Genomic DNA, 15,847 nt, shown 5'->3' on the forward strand with positions numbered 1-15,847 from the left:
TCCATAGCCGCACCCACATCTTGGAAGGTAGGCAATAACAGGACATGTGATGAGCGACGACTACACCCCTCCCAAGGTCTGGGCCCCCGGCAAAGAGAATGGCGGCCAGTTCGCCAGCATCAACCGTCCCACGGCAGGTGCCCGTTTTGACCGGGAACTGCCTGTCGGCAAGCACCCTCTGCAGCTTTATTCGCTGGCGACTCCCAATGGGCAAAAGGCTACGATCCTGCTGGAGGAACTGCTGGAGGCCGGCCATGATGCGGAATACGACGCCTGGCTGATCAAGATCGGCGATGGCGACCAGTTCGGCAGCGGCTTCGTTGCGGTGAACCCGAACTCGAAGATTCCCGCGCTGATGGATCATTCCACGAACCCGCCGCGACGTGTTTTCGAATCCGGGTCGATCCTGCTGTACCTGGCGGAAAAGTTTGGTGCCTTCCTGCCAACCGATCCGGCCGCGCGGACCGAGACGCTGAACTGGCTGTTCTGGCAGATGGGCGCCGGTCCTTACCTGGGTGGCGGTTTCGGACACTTTTACGCCTATGCCCCGGAAAAGATCGAATATGCGATCGACCGCTTCACGATGGAGGTCAAGCGCCAGCTGGACCTTCTGGACCAGCGCCTGTCCGAGACGCGCTTTGTCGCGGGCGAGGATTATACCATCGCCGACATGGCGATCTGGCCTTGGTACGGGCGGCTGATCACCGGGGGCGCCTATGGCGATGCCGCGACCTTCCTCGATGCGGCCAGCTACAGGAACGTCCATCGCTGGCAGGACGAGATAGCCGCGCGTCCGGCTGTTCAGCGCGGCATCATGGTCAACAACGTGTCGGGCGATCCGGCCAAGCAGTTGCATGAACGGCATGACGCGTCCGATTTCCAGACCCGGACGCAGGACAAGCTGTCGTGAACGAAAAGGCCCGGGTTTCCCCGGGCCTTTTTATCAGTTGCGGGCCTTGTCGACCATCTTGCCCTTGGAGATCCAGGGCATCATCTCGCGCAGCTTGGCACCGACCTGCTCGATCTGGTGCTCGTCATTGATGCGGCGGGTCGCCTTGAACGAGGGCTGGCCAACGGCGTTTTCCTGCATGAAATCGCGCACGAACTTGCCGGTCTGGATGTCGCGCAGCACCGCCTTCATGCGGGCCTTCGTCTCGTCATAGGGCAGGATGCGCGGACCCGACACGTATTCGCCATACTCCGCCGTGTTTGAGATCGAGTAGTTCATGTTCGCGATGCCGCCCTCATAGATCAGGTCGACGATCAGCTTCACCTCGTGCAGGCACTCGAAATAGGCCATCTCGGGCTCGTAACCGGCCTCGACCAGTGTCTCAAAGCCCATGCGGATGAGTTCGACCAGACCGCCGCACAGGACCGCCTGTTCGCCGAAGAGGTCGGTTTCGCATTCCTCACGGAAGTTCGTCTCGATGATGCCCGAACGGCCGCCGCCGATGGCCGAGCAATAGGACAGGCCGATATCCATCGCCTTGCCCGAGGCATCCTGATGCACCGCAACCAGGCAGGGCACGCCGCCGCCCTTGACGTATTCGCCGCGCACGGTGTGGCCGGGGCCCTTGGGCGCCATCATGATGACATCAACGCCGGGCTTCGGCTCGATCAGGCCGAAATGGACGTTGAGGCCGTGGGCAAAGGCAATGGCCGCACCTTCGCGCAGGTTGTCATGGACATATTTCTTGTAGGTTTCGGCCTGCAGTTCGTCGGGCATGGTGAACATGATGACGTCGCACCAGGCAGCGGCTTCGGCGATGCCCATGACCTTCAGGCCTTCGCCTTCGGCTTTCTTGGCCGAGGGGCTGCCTTCGCGCAGGGCAACAACGACGTTCTTGGCGCCGCTGTCGCGCAGGTTCAGGGCATGGGCATGGCCTTGGCTGCCATAGCCCAGGATCGCAACCTTGGCGTCCTTGATCAGGTTCACGTCGCAATCGCGGTCATAGTAAACGCGCATGAGGAGGTCCTTCCAATTGATGCCATGGTTCTAGCGCCAACTTCGCGAAGGTATGATGCAATCAGCACGCAAAAATAGCGATTTTCGGAAAGTACATGCCATGATATGGCCCTTACGATGAATTTCATGCCGGACAGCACTGATCGTCGCATTCTTCGCCAGCTTCTGGCGGATCCCATGGCACCCAATGCGGCGCTGGCAGAGCGCGCAGGTGTGACAACTGCCAGCCTGTGGCGGCGGCTGGAGCGGATGCGCGAGGAAGGCGTCCTGAAGGGGATTCAGGCGCGAATCGACTGGCGGGCCTTGGGATGGGCCGTTGAAGTGTCCCTGCGCTTTACGTTGGACAAGACCAATCCACGCGCCTTTGACGAGTTTCTTGCCGCCCTTCGTCAGGTTCCCGAAGTGATCGAGATCCAGAGCTTTCTGGGCAGCGTCGATTGGCGCGCGTCCGTGATCGCACGTGACATGGCCCATTGGCAGCAGGTTTATCGCGACCGCATCCTGACCCTTCCCCACATTGCGGAACTGGATGCACTGATGCTGGTAGCCACCATCAAGGACAGCGGAGAACTGGCCCTGTGATCGAGTTGGACGACACCGACCTTGCCATTCTTCGCGTGCTGGCAGGCGACGCGACAACCAGTGCCGCCGATGTGGGACGCACCGTCGGCATCGGTCAGCCTGCCGCTTGGCGGCGTATCAAGCGGTTGACGGATCAAGGGGCGATCACAGGGCGGCGGGTGGTGCTGGACCAAGCGGTGCTGGGTTTTGGCGTCACCGTCTTTCTGGGCATCAAGCTGGCTGCCAAGGGCCGCACCGGGCTCGAGGACTTCGAGCGCGCCGTCACCGCCATCCCGGAGGTTCAGCTGGTCCAGCATGTGCTGGGACAGTTCGATTATCGCCTGCGGATCACCGCCCGTGACATCAGTGATTTCGAACGCATCCTGCGGCGGCGCATCATGACCCTGCCCGGCGTCGGGCAGGTCGAGGCGAACGTGATGCTGTCCGAGGAACGGCGGCCCGGCCCTTTGGGATAAGGACGGAACCATCAACAGGGACAGGACGGTTGGTTCATGAACCCACTGAAAGGCCGCGTCATGACATATACACGCTTTTTCGCAACAATTGCCGTCTCTACGGTGGTCATGTTCGGGATGATGTATCTGAACACCTTCAACATCTCGCATGTATGGTTCAGCCAGACCCGAGCTTGGATGGCGCTTTACATGGGCGGCGGCATGGCCGTCGTGATGTTGATCGCGATGTGGTCGATGTTTCCGGGCGGTAAGGGCAACATGGCAGCACTGACCTTGTCTGTTGCCGTCTTTGCCGTTGGCCTCTTCATGGTTCGCAGTCAGGCGACAGTGGATCAGGTGTCATGGATGAAGGCGATGATCCCGCATCACTCCATTGCCATCCTGACCAGCACCCGCGCCCGGATCAACGATCCCCGCGTGCGTGAGCTGGCCGATGGCATCATCGAAACGCAGCGCCGCGAAATTGCCGAAATGGAGGCGCTGATCGCCGCACTGGAAGGCGCCAACTAGCGGCCGGCGCCTTTCCTGTTATTCCGGAATCACGCGCACTGCGCCTCTTGCAGCGCTGGTGGTCATGGCCGCGTAAGCACGCAATGCAGTCGAAACCTGACGTTGACGCGGCTTGGCCGGCTTCCAGCCCTCGGCCTCGCGCTTCTCGCGACGGGCGGCCAAGGTGGCGTCGTCCACGATCAACTCGATCCGGCGGTTCGGGATATCGATACGGATCAGGTCCCCCTGCTCGACCAGGCCGATCGTGCCGCCTTCCGCCGCTTCGGGGGAAACATGGCCAATCGACAGCCCGGACGAGCCTCCGGAAAAGCGGCCGTCGGTGACCAGGGCGCATTCCTTCCCGAGACCCTTGGATTTCAGGTAACTGGTCGGATACAGCATCTCCTGCATTCCGGGACCGCCGCGGGGGCCTTCGTAGCGGATCAGAACCACCTCGCCCGGTTTGACCTTGCCGGTCAGGATCGCCGAAACCGAATCATCCTGACTTTCAAAGATATGGGCCGGTCCCTCGAAGGTCAGGATGGAATCGTCCACGCCCGCCGTCTTAACGATGCAGCCGTCCTCGGCCAAGTTGCCGTAAAGCACCGCCAAGCCGCCATCCTGCGAAAACGCATGTTCCGCACTGCGAATTACGCCCGCCTTGCGATCCAGATCGACATCATCATAGCGCCGATCCTGCGAAAAGGCGGTTTGCGTCGGCACGCCGCCTGGCGCCGCGCGATAGAAATCATGAACCGAGGCCGCCTCGGTGCGCGAGACGTCCCAACGGTCCAGCGCCTGCGCCAGCGTGCCGGAATGGACGCTGCCGACCGAGGTATCCAGCAGGCCGGCCCGGTCCAGCTGGCCAAGGATCGCCATGATGCCCCCGGCACGATGGACATCCTCCATATGCACGTCAGCCTTTGCGGGTGCGACCTTGCAAAGGACCGGCACCTTGCGCGACAGGCGGTCGATGTCGGACATGGTAAAGTCGATGCCGGCCTCGTGTGCCGCGGCCAGCAGATGCAGAACGGTGTTCGTGGACCCGCCCATGGCGATGTCCAGCGTCATCGCGTTCTCGAACGCCGCAAAGCTGGCGACATTGCGCGGCAGGACCGAGGCGTCGTCGCCTTCGTAATGACGCCGTGCCAGATCGACGATCAGGTGGCCGGCCTCGACGAACAGCCGCTTGCGGTCCGCATGGGTGGCCAGCGTCGAGCCGTTCCCGGGCAACGACAGGCCTAGGGCTTCGGTCAGGCAGTTCATGGAATTGGCCGTGAACATGCCCGAGCAGGACCCGCAGGTCGGGCAGGCCGACCGCTCGATGGCCTCGACGTCGGCATCCGAGACCGAATCATCGGCCGCAGCCACCATGGCATCCACGAGGTCCAGCGCCTTGACGCGGCCATCCTGCAGAACGACCTTGCCGGCCTCCATCGGCCCACCGGACACGAAGATGTGGGGATGTTCAGACGCAGCGATGCCATCAGCATGCCCGGCGTGATCTTGTCGCAGTTGCTGATGCAGACCATCGCGTCGGCGCAATGGGCGTTGACCATGTATTCCACGCTGTCGGCGATGATCTCGCGCGAGGGCAGCGAATACAGCATGCCGTCATGGCCCATCGCAATGCCGTCATCGACTGCGATGGTGTTGAATTCCTTGGCGATCCCGCCCGCTGCCTCGACCTCGCGTGCGACCAGCTGGCCCAGGTCCTTCAGATGGACGTGGCCCGGCACGAATTGGGTGAAGCTGTTGACGATGGCGATGATCGGCTTGCCGAAGTCGCTGTCCTTGACGCCGGTCGCACGCCACAGGCCACGCGCGCCTGCCATGTTGCGGCCATGGGTGGTGGTGCGGGAACGATAGGCAGGCATGGCTGATCTCCTTTGGCTGGAACTGCGTTTAGCACCCCTTGCGGCGGAAGGAAATTACCCGACGGCAGAGGTTGATGTGGTTTTCTGTCCGAACTGCCCCTTTTCCTGCCTTCGGAGACGGCAGGAAGGGGCTATGACGCCAGCTTCATCGTGACGATCCCCGCCACGATCATCGTTGCGGCCAGCAGGCGCATGGCGGTCACCGGCTCGGCCAGCAACACCACTCCGACAACAAAACTGCCGACCGCCCCGATACCGGTCCAGACCGTGTAAGCCGTCCCCAGCGGCAACTGCCGCATCGCCACCGCGAGCAGGCCGAACGAAGCAAGCATGCCGACCAGCATCACCGCCGTCGGAACAGGCCGCGTGAAGCCCATCGAGAACTTCATGGCAGTGGCCCAGACAATTTCCAGAAGACCCGCGACGATCAAAAGAATCCACGGCATGACGGTTCACCGAATTGCGGTCCGGGCCGTCCCGGAAATGCTGCCCGTGATGGGGAGGTCGTCCTCGCCCCAGAGCTAGGTCCTGATGCACAAAGGATCAAGGCCCGCGCCGCTTCCGAAAAACCTGCGTCAAAACCGCGCAAAAGCGGCGGGACCCCGCTCCGGTTCAGTGCGTTGAGCAAGACGGGCTTTTCAAGCAGCCCGTTCGGCCTCATATTCTTTGGCAGGAGAGGAGCGTCCCATGCCACTGACCCACTTCCTCATGCTGATCGCTGTTGTGATCCTTGGCTGCGGATTGACCCTCTGGGCCAGTCTTTCGTCGGGACTGCCCCCGGTCGCAATCGTGCTTGTCGCCCTGAGTGCGGCCTTGCTCCTGCATCTGGGACACCGCGACGGCCACGACCACGAAGGCTGACGCGCTTCAGCTTTCCAGCTCGGCGTCCCAGTAAAGAAAGTCCATCCAGCTGTCATGCAGGTGGTTCGGCGGAAAGCGCCGCCCGATCGCGTGCATCTCATCGGACGAGGGCTGACGCGGCGGCTTGCGAAGCTGCATTCCCGAATGGCGCAGGCTGCGATTGGCCTTTTTCAGATTGCAGGGCGAACAGGCGGCGACGACGTTTTCCCAACTGGTCACCCCTCCGCGCGAGCGCGGCACGACGTGATCAAAGGTCAGGTCTCCCTTGGCCCCGCAATACTGGCAGCAGAATTCGTCCCTCAGAAAAAGATTGAAGCGCGTGAATGCCACGCGCTTCTGGGGTCTCACATAATCCTTCAAAACAACGACCGAGGGAATCCGGAAAGCCTGCCGCTGACTTCGCACCACCTCGTCATATTCGGCCAGGATGCTGACCCGGTCCAGAAAGACGGCCTTGATCGCCTCCTGCCATGGCCAGAGCGACAAGGGGTAATAACTCAGAGGCCGAAAATCGGCATTCAGCACAAGCGCCGGGTGGTGGCGCAGGCTGGCCGGTTCGCGCACGAACTGGGTTCGGAATTCCGTCTGGTGTTGCTCGTCCAGCATGTCGCCTTCCTGCCTGCCCCATAGGGTGACCGGGGCGCCCGTCAGATCCATGTCTCCGACTATATATCGCGTCGGGCATCTGACAAGCCCCCGCATTTACCCAAGACACTGGACTGCATAACGTGCCGCAATGACAGCAGCATGACAAATGCGACAGCACGGGCGCGCAGGATTTCAGGAGGCCGCGCGATCAGTCGCCGAAGTGTTCGCGCAGAAAGGCCAGCGCCACCGACAATCCGTCCGGAGATATGCCGTGGCCGGTTCCCTTCATCACATGGCCATAAACGGTGAACCCGGCCTCCTGCAGGGTCTGGCCCGCGAGGCCCATGTCCTCGAAAGGCACCATTTGGTCCTGATCGCCGTGGATCAGCAGGACCGGCGGCTTGTTCCGCGCCTCCTCGGCCAGCAGCTGCGGTTCCAGCAGACGGCCCGAAAAGCCGACAATGCCCGCCACGGCCCGGTCACGCCGCGGCGCGACATGCAGAGCCATCATCGTGCCCTGCGAAAAGCCCACCAGCACCATGCGGTCCGCTGTCAGCCCCTCGTTGGCCAGCACCCGATCCAGAAAGGCGTTCAGGGCCTTGATCGACTCGCCCATGCTGGACCGGGCATCCGCCTCCGTCGAGCCATCCAGCCAGGGTATTGGAAACCATTGAAAGCCCATCGGGTTGTTGCGGCACGGTTCGGGCGCGTCGGGCGCATAAAAGGCCGTTTTGGGCAGATGCGGGGCCAGCGGCTCAGCCAAGCCCAGCAGGTCCGTCCCGTCGGCACCATAGCCATGCAGGAAAACGACGACCGAACCGGCCTTCTCAGGGCCCTGGCGGTCGGATGTCAGCGTCATGGTCATAAGGTTCCCTCGCGTCCTTTGGCCAGCCGGTAATAGGCCCAGAGCCCCCGCGCCGCAACCGCGCGCCAAGGCTGCCACGGTTCGGCCAGCGCGCGCAGGGCGGCCGGGCCGGGGCGGGCGGGCAGGTCGTACATGATCCGCGCCGCCTCCTGCAGGGCCAGATCGCCAGCCGCAAAGACATCGGCACGGCCCAAGGCGAACATCAGATAGATCTCAGCCGTCCAGACGCCGATGCCCGGCAGCGCCACCAGTTGCGCAATGGCCTGTTCATCGGACAGATCGCGCAGCCCCTGCCAGTCCAGCCGCGCCTCGGCAATGCCGCGCAGATAGCGCGCCTTGGGCCGCGACAGGCCCGCCGCGCGCAGGTCCTCATCGCTGGCGGCACGCAGCATCGCCTCGTCGGTCAGGCCAGCCGCCTCCAGCCGAGCCCAGATCGACGCGGCGGCGGCGACCGAAATCTGTTGGCCCACGATGGCGCTGGCCATCGCCGCAAAACCGTCCTCGTGCCGCCGCAGCGGCAGCGGCTCCAGTTCAGGCAGAACCCGCGCCCAGACCGGGCAGACCGCGGCCAGATGGGCGCAACCCTCGGCCAGATCGGCCTCCCGCCCGATGATGCGACGGGCGTCAGCCACCCGCCTGCGCCTCCAGCTTCAGCCGGGTTTCCCATGCCATCGAGATGTGCTGCCGCAGGGCCTTGTCCGCCGCCGCCCCGTCGCCCGCCGCGATGGCCTCCACGATGCGGGCATGTTCGGCCAGTGCCGTCTCGCTGCGTCCTTCCGCGGCCAGCGAGGTCCGCGCCATCAGCGCCATGGTACGATGCACCAGGTCCAGCTGCTGGACCAGATAGCGGTTGTGGGATGCCAGATGGATCTGCCGGTGAAAGCGCTTGTTGGTCCGGGCCAGAGCCTCGGGGTCCCCCTTGGCGCGGCGGTCCTCCTCGACCATCTGCGCCAGGACGCGCACCTCCTCGGGGGTGGCGTGGCGGGCGGCCAGTCGTCCAGCCAGCGCCTCCAGCTCGGCCCGCACGGTATAAAGCTCGGCCAACTGGTTGTGGTCCAGCGAGGCGACGATCAGGCTGCGGCCGTCGCGGACCAGCATGGCCTGGGTTTCCAGCCGCTGCAGCGCCTCGCGCACAGGGGTGCGGCTGACGCCGAAACGCTCGGCCAGTTCGGATTCGACCAGCCGGTCGCCGGGGCGATAGGTGCCGCCCTCGATGGCGGTCAGGATCAGGGAATAGGCGTCCTTCATGGCCGCACGATTGGACGGCGCGCGCCGAATTGCAAGCGCGGCCCGCCCGCGTTATGTCCCCGTCATGGATTTTTCGCATGTTCGCGTCTGGATCTTCGATCTGGACAACACCCTCTACCCGCCTGAAGCGCAGCTGTTCTCGCAGATCGAGGCGCGCATGACGGCTTGGATGATGCGCACCTTGGGCGTGCCGCAGGATCACGCGAACCGGCTCAGGGCGGATTACTGGCGGCTGCATGGCACGACGCTGGCCGGGTTGATGGCGGAACATACCATCGACGCACCGGCCTATCTGGCCGATGTGCATGACATCGACTTTTCGATTCTGACGCCGGCCCCTGATCTGGCCCATGCCATTGCCGCCCTGCCCGGGCGCCGCATCATCCACACGAATGGCGATGCCGCCTATGCCCGCAAGGTGCTGGCTGCCCGCGGCCTGCCCGAAGCCGACCTGTTCGAGGCCGTTTATGGCATTGAGGAAACCGGCTTCCATCCCAAGCCGGCCGCCGAAGCCTTTCACCGCGTGCTGCACCATGCCCGGATCGACCCCCAAGAGGCTGCCTTCTTCGAAGATGACCCCCGCAACCTGATGGTGCCCCACCAGTTGGGCATGCGCACCGTTCTGGTCGGTCCCGGCCGCCATGGTCCCGACCTGCGGGACGAGCACGCGGACCAGGATCCGCATGTCGATCACCGGACGGATGACCTGACAGCCTTCCTGCAACGCCTCATCGCCTGAGCCGGCTGCGACAGCGCCGCCCCTTTTCATGACCGCCCATGGCGGGCAGAATGGCGGCAGGACCAAAAGGGCTGAACCATGACCGGCACGCGTATCGACGACATCGACATCCTGATCTCTGGCGGCGGCATTGCGGGGCTGATCACGGCGGCGGCCTTTGGCGCCGAAGGCTTTTCCGTCCTTTGCGTCGATCCCGCTCCCCCGGTGACGGATGAAACGGCCGACGGCGCGGACCTCCGCTCCACGGCATTCCTGACGCCCTCGGTTACCCTGCTGGAGCGGATCGGCCTGTGGGAGCGGCTGGCACCTCATGCAACCGCGCTGCAGGTCATGCGGATCGTGGATGCCGGGGGGGCCGAACCGCAGCCGCGCCTGATCCGGGATTTCGACGCGGCCGAGATCGGCGGGCAACCCTTTGGCTGGAACCTGCCTAACTGGCTGTTGCGCCGAGAGATCGCGGCCCGGCTGGACAGCCTGCAAAGCGTCCACTTTCGGCCCGGCACCGGCACCGCCGCCGTGCTGGCGCGGGACGAAGGGGCGATTGTCACCCTGACCGACGGCAGCCGGTATCGCGCACGCCTGCTGATCGGGGCAGACGGACGCAATTCGCCCGTTCGGCAGGCGCTTGGCATCGGCGTCAGGACCCTGCGCTATGGGCAGAAGGCGTTGGCCTTTGCCGTCAACCATGACCAGCCTCATCACAACATCTCGACCGAGGTTCACCGTTCGGGCGGCCCCTTCACGCTGGTGCCCCTGCCCGACCGTGACGGCACGCCCTCTTCCGCCGTGGTATGGATGGAAAACGGGCGCGAGACCGCCCGCCTCAAGACCCTGCCGCGCGAAGCCTTCGAGGCGGAGCTGAACGCGCGTTCGGCCGGGGTGCTAGGACGGCTGACGCTGGCCACGCGCCTGACGGAATGGCCCATCATCAGCCAGATCGCCGACCGCTTTACCGGCCCCCGCACGGCATTGATTGCCGAAGCGGCCCATGTCCTGCCGCCCATCGGGGCGCAGGGTCTGAACATGAGTCTGGCCGACCTGGCCGCGCTCCTTGATCTTAGCCGAGCCGACCCCGGCGGCGTGACGTCGCTGGCCCGCTATGAACGCACCCGCCGCCCCGAGGCCTATGCCCGGTTGCTGGGCATCGATGCGCTGAACCGCGCCAGTCAGGCGCAACTGCACCCGCTGCGCGATCTGCGCGCGGCGGCTTTGGGCGGGCTTTATGGAATCGCGCCGGTCCGCCGCCTGATGATGCGAGCCGGTCTGGGCCTGCGCTGAGGCGCGAACGCTCGGTTCAGATCAGGCCGGCATGTTCCAGCGCGGCGTCGATGAGGCGCCGGGTCGGGTCGGTCAGCGGTGTCAGCGGCAGGCGCACCTGCTCGTTGCACAATCCCAGACGCGACATGGCGTATTTCGCGCCGACCAGTCCCGGCTCGATGAAGATCGCCAGGTGCAGCGGCATCAGGCAGTCCTGAAGCTCCAGCGCAGCGGCATAATCGCCGCGCAGCGTCGCTTCCTGGAACTGCGAGCAAAGACGCGGCGCCACATTGGCCGTGACGCTGATGCAGCCCACCCCGCCATGGGCGTTGAAGCCGAGGGCCGTCGCATCCTCGCCCGACAGTTGGACGAAATCCGGCCCGCAGGTCATGCGCTGGCAACTGACGCGCTCCAGCTTGCCGGTGGCGTCCTTGACGCCGATGATCGAGGGGATCTGTGCCAGAACGCCCATGGTTTCGGGCATCATGTCCACGACCGAACGGCCGGGAATGTTGTAGATGATGATCGGCAGGTCGCAGGCCTGCGTCAGCGCGGTGTAATGCGCGATCAGTCCGGTCTGGGTCGGCTTGTTGTAGTAAGGCGTGACGACCAGCGCCGCATCCGCCCCCACGCTGGCCGCGTGCTGCAGCAGTCCGGCCCCTTCGCGGGTCGAATTCGAGCCTGCGCCCGCGATGACGGGGATGCGGCCATTGACCGCACGCACGACCTCTTCGATGACCTGCCGATGTTCAGCATGGGTCAGGGTCGGGCTTTCGCCGGTGGTGCCAACGGGAACAAGGCCATGGCTGCCCTGATCGACATGCCATTCAACCAGCTTTTTCAGCGTGTCCAGATCCAGCTCGCCGTCCTGGGTGAACGGCGTGACGAGGGCTGGCAGAGACCCTTTGAACATGACACGCTCCTTGGTGAAGTGATGGGCAAAGATGAAATTGTGCGGACCTCACTAACCTTGGGCGCGGAACTTGCCAAGGATGTGAATTGCGCCCGGGGACGATGATGACGACACAGGGTGGTGATGCGACTTCTGCGTGACATGCTGACTGCGGGCCTGCTGCTGGCCCTCCCCCTGGCCAAGCCCGTAAGGGCCGAGGATCCGGGCGCGATGGTGCTGGCCCTGGCCGCGGCCGACGCGCGCGACTGGGTGACCGCACGCGACGCGGCCCTGCGCGCGGGTCCCTTGGCCGAGGCTCTGGTCGGCTGGCAGGCCCTGCGGGCGGGATACGGCGATTTTGCCGATTACGCGCGATTTCTTCGTGCCAATCCCGATTGGCCCGGTCTGGACCTGCTGATCCAGCGGGGCGAGGCCAAGCTGCGGCCGGGTGCGGACCCTGATGACATCCGCCTCTGGTTCGCAAACCGCGCCCCTGCGACCCGCCCCGCCCTTCAGGCGCTGATGGCCACCCTTGCCCCCGCCGAAGCCACGGAAGCGCTGCACCGCTTCTTTGCGGCACAACCCATGCCCGCCGCGGACGAGGCCGCCCTGCTGACTGCGCATCCCGACCTGGCCGCCATGATCCCCCTGCGCCTTTCCACGCTGCTGGACGCAGGGGAATGGGTGCAGGCCGAACGTCTTTTGCCCCGTTTGCCCGAGGCTGCACGCCCGCTGCCCTTGGCGCGAATCGCCCTGCAATCGGGACGCGATGGCGTGGATGACCTGATCCTTGCCTTGCCCGCCGACAGCCGCGCCGATCCGGGACTGACCATGGATCGATTCCTGTGGCGGGTCCGTGCCAAGCAGCACGAAGGCGCGCAGGCCCTGATGCTGGAAGCCTCGGCCAGCCCCGAGAGGCTGCGCGACCCGGTCCAATGGGCACCGATGCGGGTGGATTACGCACGCCTTGCCATGCGGAACGGCGACTGGTCCCGCGCCCTGCGGCTGGCCGCGCCGCATTTCCTGCCCCCGGACAACCGGCATTACGCCGATCTGGAATGGCTGGCGGGCTTTGCAGCGCTCAAGACTGGCGACCCTGCCCGCGCGCTGGACCATTTCCGCCATCTGGAAACCGTTGTCGGCGCGGCCATCAGCAAGTCGCGTGCCCATTACTGGCAGGGCCGGGCCCATGAAGCCATGGGCGACGAATCTGCGGCGCAAACGGCCTATGCGGCGGCGGCGGATTATCCCGGCACCTATTACGGCCAGCTGGCCATGGAGAAAACGGGCCGCCCCCTGCCGGAGGATTATGCGGTCGCAGGCGCGGCCATCGACACGCTGCCCAACTGGCGTGGCAGCACCCTGCGCGAGAACGGCCTCTTCCGGGCCGGCCTGTGGCTGATCGCCTCCGGGCGGCGGGACGAGGCGCAGCGTTTCTTCCTGCACCTGGCGCAGACGGCATCGCCCGAGGATATCGCCCGCATGTCGCGCCTGATGTACGAGGCCGGAAGCCCCTGGCACGGGCTGCGCCTTGCCAAGCAGTCCGCCAACCAGGGCGTGATCTGGCCCGCCGCGCATTTTCCGCTGACGGGTCTGGAGTCCGAGGATCTGGGCCCGCCGCCCGAACTGGTCATGGCCATTGCCCGGCAGGAATCGGAATTCAACCATACGGCCGCCAGCCCTGTCGGCGCGCGGGGCCTGATGCAGGTCATGCCCGCCACGGCCGAACAGATGGCGCGCAAGATCGGCGCCCCTTATGACGAGCCTCGGCTGTCGCAGGACGCGGCCTACAATGCGCGGCTGGGTTCAGCCTATTTGACGGGGCTGGCGGATCGCTTTGGTCCCTCGGTGGCACTGATCGCTGCGGGCTATAACGCCGGGCCGGGGCGATCAGCCCGCTGGCTGAACGATTTCGGCGATTTGCGGCGCGAGGCCGACCCGATCGACTGGGTCGAACTGATCCCTTTCGACGAAACGCGCAACTACGTCATGCGGGTGGCCGAGGCGCTGCCGGTCTATCGCGCCCGCATTCACGGCAAGCCCGCCCCTGTCGTCACGAGGTGGGACCTTTCGGGCGGTGGCCAGGTGCCGCCGCCCCCCGCGCGGCTGACACTGGCCCTTTCGGCCCCGCCTCGGCCCAAGCCCTTTATCGGCCCGCGCCTGCCGGAGGGATGGTTCAGCCGGATTTCCGCCGCTGTCGCAGCAGAGTGAAGATGCCGGCGGCGACAACGATGACTCCGCCCAGAACGACGTTGCTGCGCAAGGTTTCCCCAAACAGCCAGACGCCGATGATGCTGACCCAGACCAGTTGGGTATAGGCGAACGGCTGCAGGGCCGAGGCCTCGGCCATCTCGTAGCTGCGGATCATCAGGTAATGCGAGGACATGCCGCAGATGCACAGGCAGCCCATCCAGATCCAGTCCGTCGGCGCCAGCCACTGCCAGTCCCAGATGCCGACCAACGTGATCGCAACCGCCCCCGAAATGCCGGTCCAGAAAAAGCTGACCATGGCCGGATCATCGCGCGACACATGCCGCGTCAGCAGGCCGTAGAGCGCAAACAGCAGCGCGGCCACAAAGGGCAGCAGCGCAGTGACGCTGATGACGCCCCCGCCGGGGTTCAGGATCACCAGGATACCCGCAAAGCCGATAGCGATCGCCGTCCAGCGCCGCCAGCCGACCTTCTCGCCCAGAACCGGGCCCGACAAGGCCGCGACCAGCAGCGGATACACCGAAAAGACCGCATGCGTCTCGATCAACCCCAGGCGCACGAAGGCCTCGATCATCACCAGCACCTCCATCGCCAGGATGACGCCACGGACGATCTGGGTCAGGGGGCGCTTGGTGCGGATGGCCCGCCGCAAGCCGCCGGGCTGGCGCGCGACCAACGCCACGACAAAGGCCGCAAAGACCCAGTACCGCAACATCACGATCAGTGTCGCGGGGTAAGCGTTGCCCAGCACGCGGGAAAACCCGTCCTGCAGCGCGAAGATGAAGCTGACCGCGCACATCAGGATGATGGCCAGCCCGGTCCGGTCGCGCACGGGCCGCGTCACGGGTGGAAGGGGCGGCGGAGCGGAGGCCGTGGCGGCCGATCCGGCATAAGGCACAGGGGAATGATCGTCAGGCATGAGGGCGCTTTCAGGAACGGCCCGTGTTGCCCCTGTCGTATCCCGAGGTCAAGCGATGGCAGCATTGCAGAACGTGCAAGGCTGCCACCGGACGGTTTATTCCCGCGAACGGATGATCTTGGAAAAAGGCTCCAGCAGGGATGGGTTCGATGCGATGATGCGTCCCGACTCCAAGGGGCTGTCGCCTTCGCGGATGCCTTCGACAAAGCCGCCGGCCTCGCGGACCAGCAGAATGCCGGCCGCCACGTCCCAAGGCTTGATGCCGCGCTCCCAATAGCCGTCAAAGCGGCCCGCCGCCACATAGGCCAGATCCAGCGCCGCCGCGCCAAAGCGGCGCACGCCGGCCGTGATCGGCATAAGCCGCGCCAGATCCTGCAGCGAGGCCGGGAGCGGGCCGTGCCCGGCAAAGGGAATGCCCGTGGCAAAGATCGAATCGATCATGCGCGTGCGGCCGGAAACGCGCAAACGCTGGTCGTTCATGTAAGCGCCGCCGCCCTTTTCGGCCACGAACATCTCGTCCTTGGCGGCATCGAAGACGACAGCGGCCACGATCTCGTTCTTGTGTTCCAGCGCAATGCTGACAGCCCAGTGCGGCAGGCCGTGCAGGAAGTTCGTGGTGCCGTCCAGCGGATCCACGATCCAGCGGCGGGTGGGGTCGTCGCCCGCATCCTCGCCCGTTTCCTCGCCCAGCCAGCCATAGGAAGGCCGGGCGTTCATCAGTTCTTCCTTGATGATGCGCTCGGCCTCCCGGTCGGCGCGGGTCACAAAATCGCCGGCGCCCTTGACGCTGACCTGAAGGTTCTCGACCTCGCGGAAATCCTTGACGAGGCCGCGCCCGGCCTTGCGGGCGGCCTTGATCATGACGTTCAGATTGGCGCTTGCCATCGGGTGCTCCGGA

The 15,847-nt window shown here is 65.0% G+C and carries 17 protein-coding genes and 1 pseudogene; 8 read left to right on the forward strand and 10 right to left on the reverse strand.

Features of this window, described 5'->3' with window-relative positions:
* Positions 1–49: 49 nt before the first annotated feature.
* Positions 50–910: a glutathione-dependent disulfide-bond oxidoreductase gene (yghU, locus tag ACLHHB_RS07535; RefSeq protein ID WP_410217653.1), complete on the forward strand. Its 861-nt coding sequence runs from the start codon at positions 50–52 to the stop codon at positions 908–910.
* A gap of 33 nt (positions 911–943) precedes the next feature.
* Here yghU and ilvC read toward each other — a convergent pair whose 3' ends face one another.
* Entirely contained in the window at positions 944–1,966 is a 1,023-nt protein-coding gene (ilvC, locus tag ACLHHB_RS07540) for a ketol-acid reductoisomerase (RefSeq protein WP_410217654.1), read from the reverse strand.
* Between the two features lie 126 nt (positions 1,967–2,092).
* On the opposite strand from ilvC, the gene ACLHHB_RS07545 reads away from it, so the two are divergent.
* Genes ACLHHB_RS07545 through ACLHHB_RS07555 form a run of 3 tightly spaced genes read left to right on the forward strand, consistent with a single transcriptional unit; the run spans position 2,093 to position 3,513 of the window.
* Entirely contained in the window at positions 2,093–2,548 is a 456-nt protein-coding gene (locus tag ACLHHB_RS07545) for an Lrp/AsnC family transcriptional regulator (RefSeq protein WP_410217655.1), read from the forward strand.
* Complete coding sequence (locus ACLHHB_RS07550) at positions 2,545–3,003, forward strand: Lrp/AsnC family transcriptional regulator (protein WP_410217656.1); 459 nt, start codon at positions 2,545–2,547, stop codon at positions 3,001–3,003. The genes ACLHHB_RS07545 and ACLHHB_RS07550 overlap by 4 nt, the downstream gene beginning before the upstream one ends.
* Before the next feature lie 60 nt (positions 3,004–3,063).
* Positions 3,064–3,513 (forward strand): DUF305 domain-containing protein, encoded by a 450-nt coding sequence (locus tag ACLHHB_RS07555; protein WP_410217657.1) that lies wholly within the window; start codon positions 3,064–3,066, stop codon positions 3,511–3,513.
* 18 nt (positions 3,514–3,531) lie between these two features.
* Here the strand turns inward: ACLHHB_RS07555 and ilvD are convergent.
* Together ilvD and ACLHHB_RS07565 are read right to left on the reverse strand one after the other, a co-directional pair.
* Positions 3,532–5,231: pseudogene (gene ilvD / locus ACLHHB_RS07560) on the reverse strand (dihydroxy-acid dehydratase).
* Positions 5,232–5,500: 269 nt separating this feature from the next.
* Positions 5,501–5,815 (reverse strand): DMT family transporter, encoded by a 315-nt coding sequence (locus tag ACLHHB_RS07565; protein ID WP_410217658.1) that lies wholly within the window; start codon positions 5,813–5,815, stop codon positions 5,501–5,503.
* 241 nt (positions 5,816–6,056) lie between these two features.
* Between ACLHHB_RS07565 and ACLHHB_RS07570 the strand changes: the two genes are divergently transcribed.
* Positions 6,057–6,230: a hypothetical protein gene (locus tag ACLHHB_RS07570; RefSeq protein ID WP_410217659.1), complete on the forward strand. Its 174-nt coding sequence runs from the start codon at positions 6,057–6,059 to the stop codon at positions 6,228–6,230.
* Positions 6,231–6,236: 6 nt separating this feature from the next.
* Here the strand turns inward: ACLHHB_RS07570 and ACLHHB_RS07575 are convergent, their stop codons facing one another.
* The 4 genes from ACLHHB_RS07575 to ACLHHB_RS07590 form a co-directional block, all read right to left on the reverse strand.
* Positions 6,237–6,836 (reverse strand): HNH endonuclease, encoded by a 600-nt coding sequence (locus tag ACLHHB_RS07575; RefSeq protein ID WP_410217660.1) that lies wholly within the window; start codon positions 6,834–6,836, stop codon positions 6,237–6,239.
* Positions 6,837–7,026: 190 nt separating this feature from the next.
* Positions 7,027–7,683 (reverse strand): alpha/beta hydrolase, encoded by a 657-nt coding sequence (locus ACLHHB_RS07580; RefSeq protein WP_410217661.1) that lies wholly within the window; start codon positions 7,681–7,683, stop codon positions 7,027–7,029.
* On the reverse strand, positions 7,680–8,315 hold the full coding sequence (locus tag ACLHHB_RS07585; RefSeq protein WP_410217662.1) for a DNA-3-methyladenine glycosylase family protein: 636 nt from the start codon (positions 8,313–8,315) through the stop codon (positions 7,680–7,682). Before ACLHHB_RS07585 ends, ACLHHB_RS07580 begins: the two co-directional genes overlap by 4 nt.
* Positions 8,308–8,931, reverse strand: coding sequence for a GntR family transcriptional regulator (locus ACLHHB_RS07590; RefSeq protein WP_410217663.1), 624 nt, complete (start codon positions 8,929–8,931; stop codon positions 8,308–8,310). The genes ACLHHB_RS07585 and ACLHHB_RS07590 overlap by 8 nt, the downstream gene beginning before the upstream one ends.
* A gap of 64 nt (positions 8,932–8,995) precedes the next feature.
* Here ACLHHB_RS07590 and ACLHHB_RS07595 point away from each other — a divergent pair, with 64 nt between their 5' ends.
* Complete coding sequence (locus ACLHHB_RS07595; RefSeq protein ID WP_410217671.1) at positions 8,996–9,670, forward strand: pyrimidine 5'-nucleotidase; 675 nt, start codon at positions 8,996–8,998, stop codon at positions 9,668–9,670.
* Positions 9,671–9,748: 78 nt separating this feature from the next.
* Complete coding sequence (locus ACLHHB_RS07600; protein WP_410217664.1) at positions 9,749–10,948, forward strand: UbiH/UbiF family hydroxylase; 1,200 nt, start codon at positions 9,749–9,751, stop codon at positions 10,946–10,948.
* A 16-nt stretch (positions 10,949–10,964) separates the two neighbouring features.
* Here ACLHHB_RS07600 and dapA read toward each other — a convergent pair whose 3' ends face one another.
* Positions 10,965–11,840, reverse strand: a complete 876-nt coding sequence (gene dapA / locus ACLHHB_RS07605; RefSeq protein WP_410217665.1) for a 4-hydroxy-tetrahydrodipicolinate synthase — start codon at positions 11,838–11,840, stop codon at positions 10,965–10,967.
* A gap of 123 nt (positions 11,841–11,963) precedes the next feature.
* Here dapA and ACLHHB_RS07610 point away from each other — a divergent pair, with 123 nt between their 5' ends.
* Positions 11,964–14,030: a lytic transglycosylase domain-containing protein gene (locus ACLHHB_RS07610; protein ID WP_410217666.1), complete on the forward strand. Its 2,067-nt coding sequence runs from the start codon at positions 11,964–11,966 to the stop codon at positions 14,028–14,030.
* On the opposite strand, the gene ACLHHB_RS07615 is transcribed toward ACLHHB_RS07610, so the two are convergent.
* Positions 13,996–14,949 carry a DMT family transporter gene (locus ACLHHB_RS07615; protein WP_410217667.1) on the reverse strand — a complete coding sequence of 318 codons (954 nt, stop codon included), beginning with the start codon at positions 14,947–14,949 and terminating at the stop codon, positions 13,996–13,998. The two genes, ACLHHB_RS07610 and ACLHHB_RS07615, sit on opposite strands and share 35 nt — an antisense overlap.
* 96 nt (positions 14,950–15,045) lie before the next feature.
* Positions 15,046–15,834 (reverse strand): inositol monophosphatase family protein, encoded by a 789-nt coding sequence (locus tag ACLHHB_RS07620; protein ID WP_410217672.1) that lies wholly within the window; start codon positions 15,832–15,834, stop codon positions 15,046–15,048.
* Between the last annotated feature and the right edge of the window lie 13 nt (positions 15,835–15,847).

The sequence above is a fragment of the Paracoccus sp. (in: a-proteobacteria) genome, from assembly GCF_046462195.1.
Lineage (GTDB): Bacteria > Pseudomonadota > Alphaproteobacteria > Rhodobacterales > Rhodobacteraceae > Paracoccus.

What these genes read in the sequence shown, in the direction of transcription:
- yghU (WP_410217653.1), top strand. Translation starts at nt 50, where the DNA reads ATGAGCGACGACTACACCCCTCCCAAGGTCTGGGCCCCCGGCAAAGAG.
- ilvC (WP_410217654.1), bottom strand. Translation starts at nt 1,966, where the DNA reads ATGCGCGTTTACTATGACCGCGATTGCGACGTGAACCTGATCAAGGAC.
- ACLHHB_RS07545 (WP_410217655.1), top strand. Translation starts at nt 2,093, where the DNA reads ATGCCGGACAGCACTGATCGTCGCATTCTTCGCCAGCTTCTGGCGGAT.
- ACLHHB_RS07555 (WP_410217657.1), top strand. Translation starts at nt 3,064, where the DNA reads ATGACATATACACGCTTTTTCGCAACAATTGCCGTCTCTACGGTGGTC.
- ACLHHB_RS07565 (WP_410217658.1), bottom strand. Translation starts at nt 5,815, where the DNA reads ATGCCGTGGATTCTTTTGATCGTCGCGGGTCTTCTGGAAATTGTCTGG.
- ACLHHB_RS07570 (WP_410217659.1), top strand. Translation starts at nt 6,057, where the DNA reads ATGCCACTGACCCACTTCCTCATGCTGATCGCTGTTGTGATCCTTGGC.
- ACLHHB_RS07575 (WP_410217660.1), bottom strand. Translation starts at nt 6,836, where the DNA reads ATGCTGGACGAGCAACACCAGACGGAATTCCGAACCCAGTTCGTGCGC.
- ACLHHB_RS07580 (WP_410217661.1), bottom strand. Translation starts at nt 7,683, where the DNA reads ATGACCATGACGCTGACATCCGACCGCCAGGGCCCTGAGAAGGCCGGT.
- ACLHHB_RS07590 (WP_410217663.1), bottom strand. Translation starts at nt 8,931, where the DNA reads ATGAAGGACGCCTATTCCCTGATCCTGACCGCCATCGAGGGCGGCACC.
- ACLHHB_RS07595 (WP_410217671.1), top strand. Translation starts at nt 8,996, where the DNA reads ATGGATTTTTCGCATGTTCGCGTCTGGATCTTCGATCTGGACAACACC.
- ACLHHB_RS07600 (WP_410217664.1), top strand. Translation starts at nt 9,749, where the DNA reads ATGACCGGCACGCGTATCGACGACATCGACATCCTGATCTCTGGCGGC.
- dapA (WP_410217665.1), bottom strand. Translation starts at nt 11,840, where the DNA reads ATGTTCAAAGGGTCTCTGCCAGCCCTCGTCACGCCGTTCACCCAGGAC.
- ACLHHB_RS07610 (WP_410217666.1), top strand. Translation starts at nt 11,964, where the DNA reads ATGCGACTTCTGCGTGACATGCTGACTGCGGGCCTGCTGCTGGCCCTC.
- ACLHHB_RS07615 (WP_410217667.1), bottom strand. Translation starts at nt 14,949, where the DNA reads ATGCCTGACGATCATTCCCCTGTGCCTTATGCCGGATCGGCCGCCACG.
- ACLHHB_RS07620 (WP_410217672.1), bottom strand. Translation starts at nt 15,834, where the DNA reads ATGGCAAGCGCCAATCTGAACGTCATGATCAAGGCCGCCCGCAAGGCC.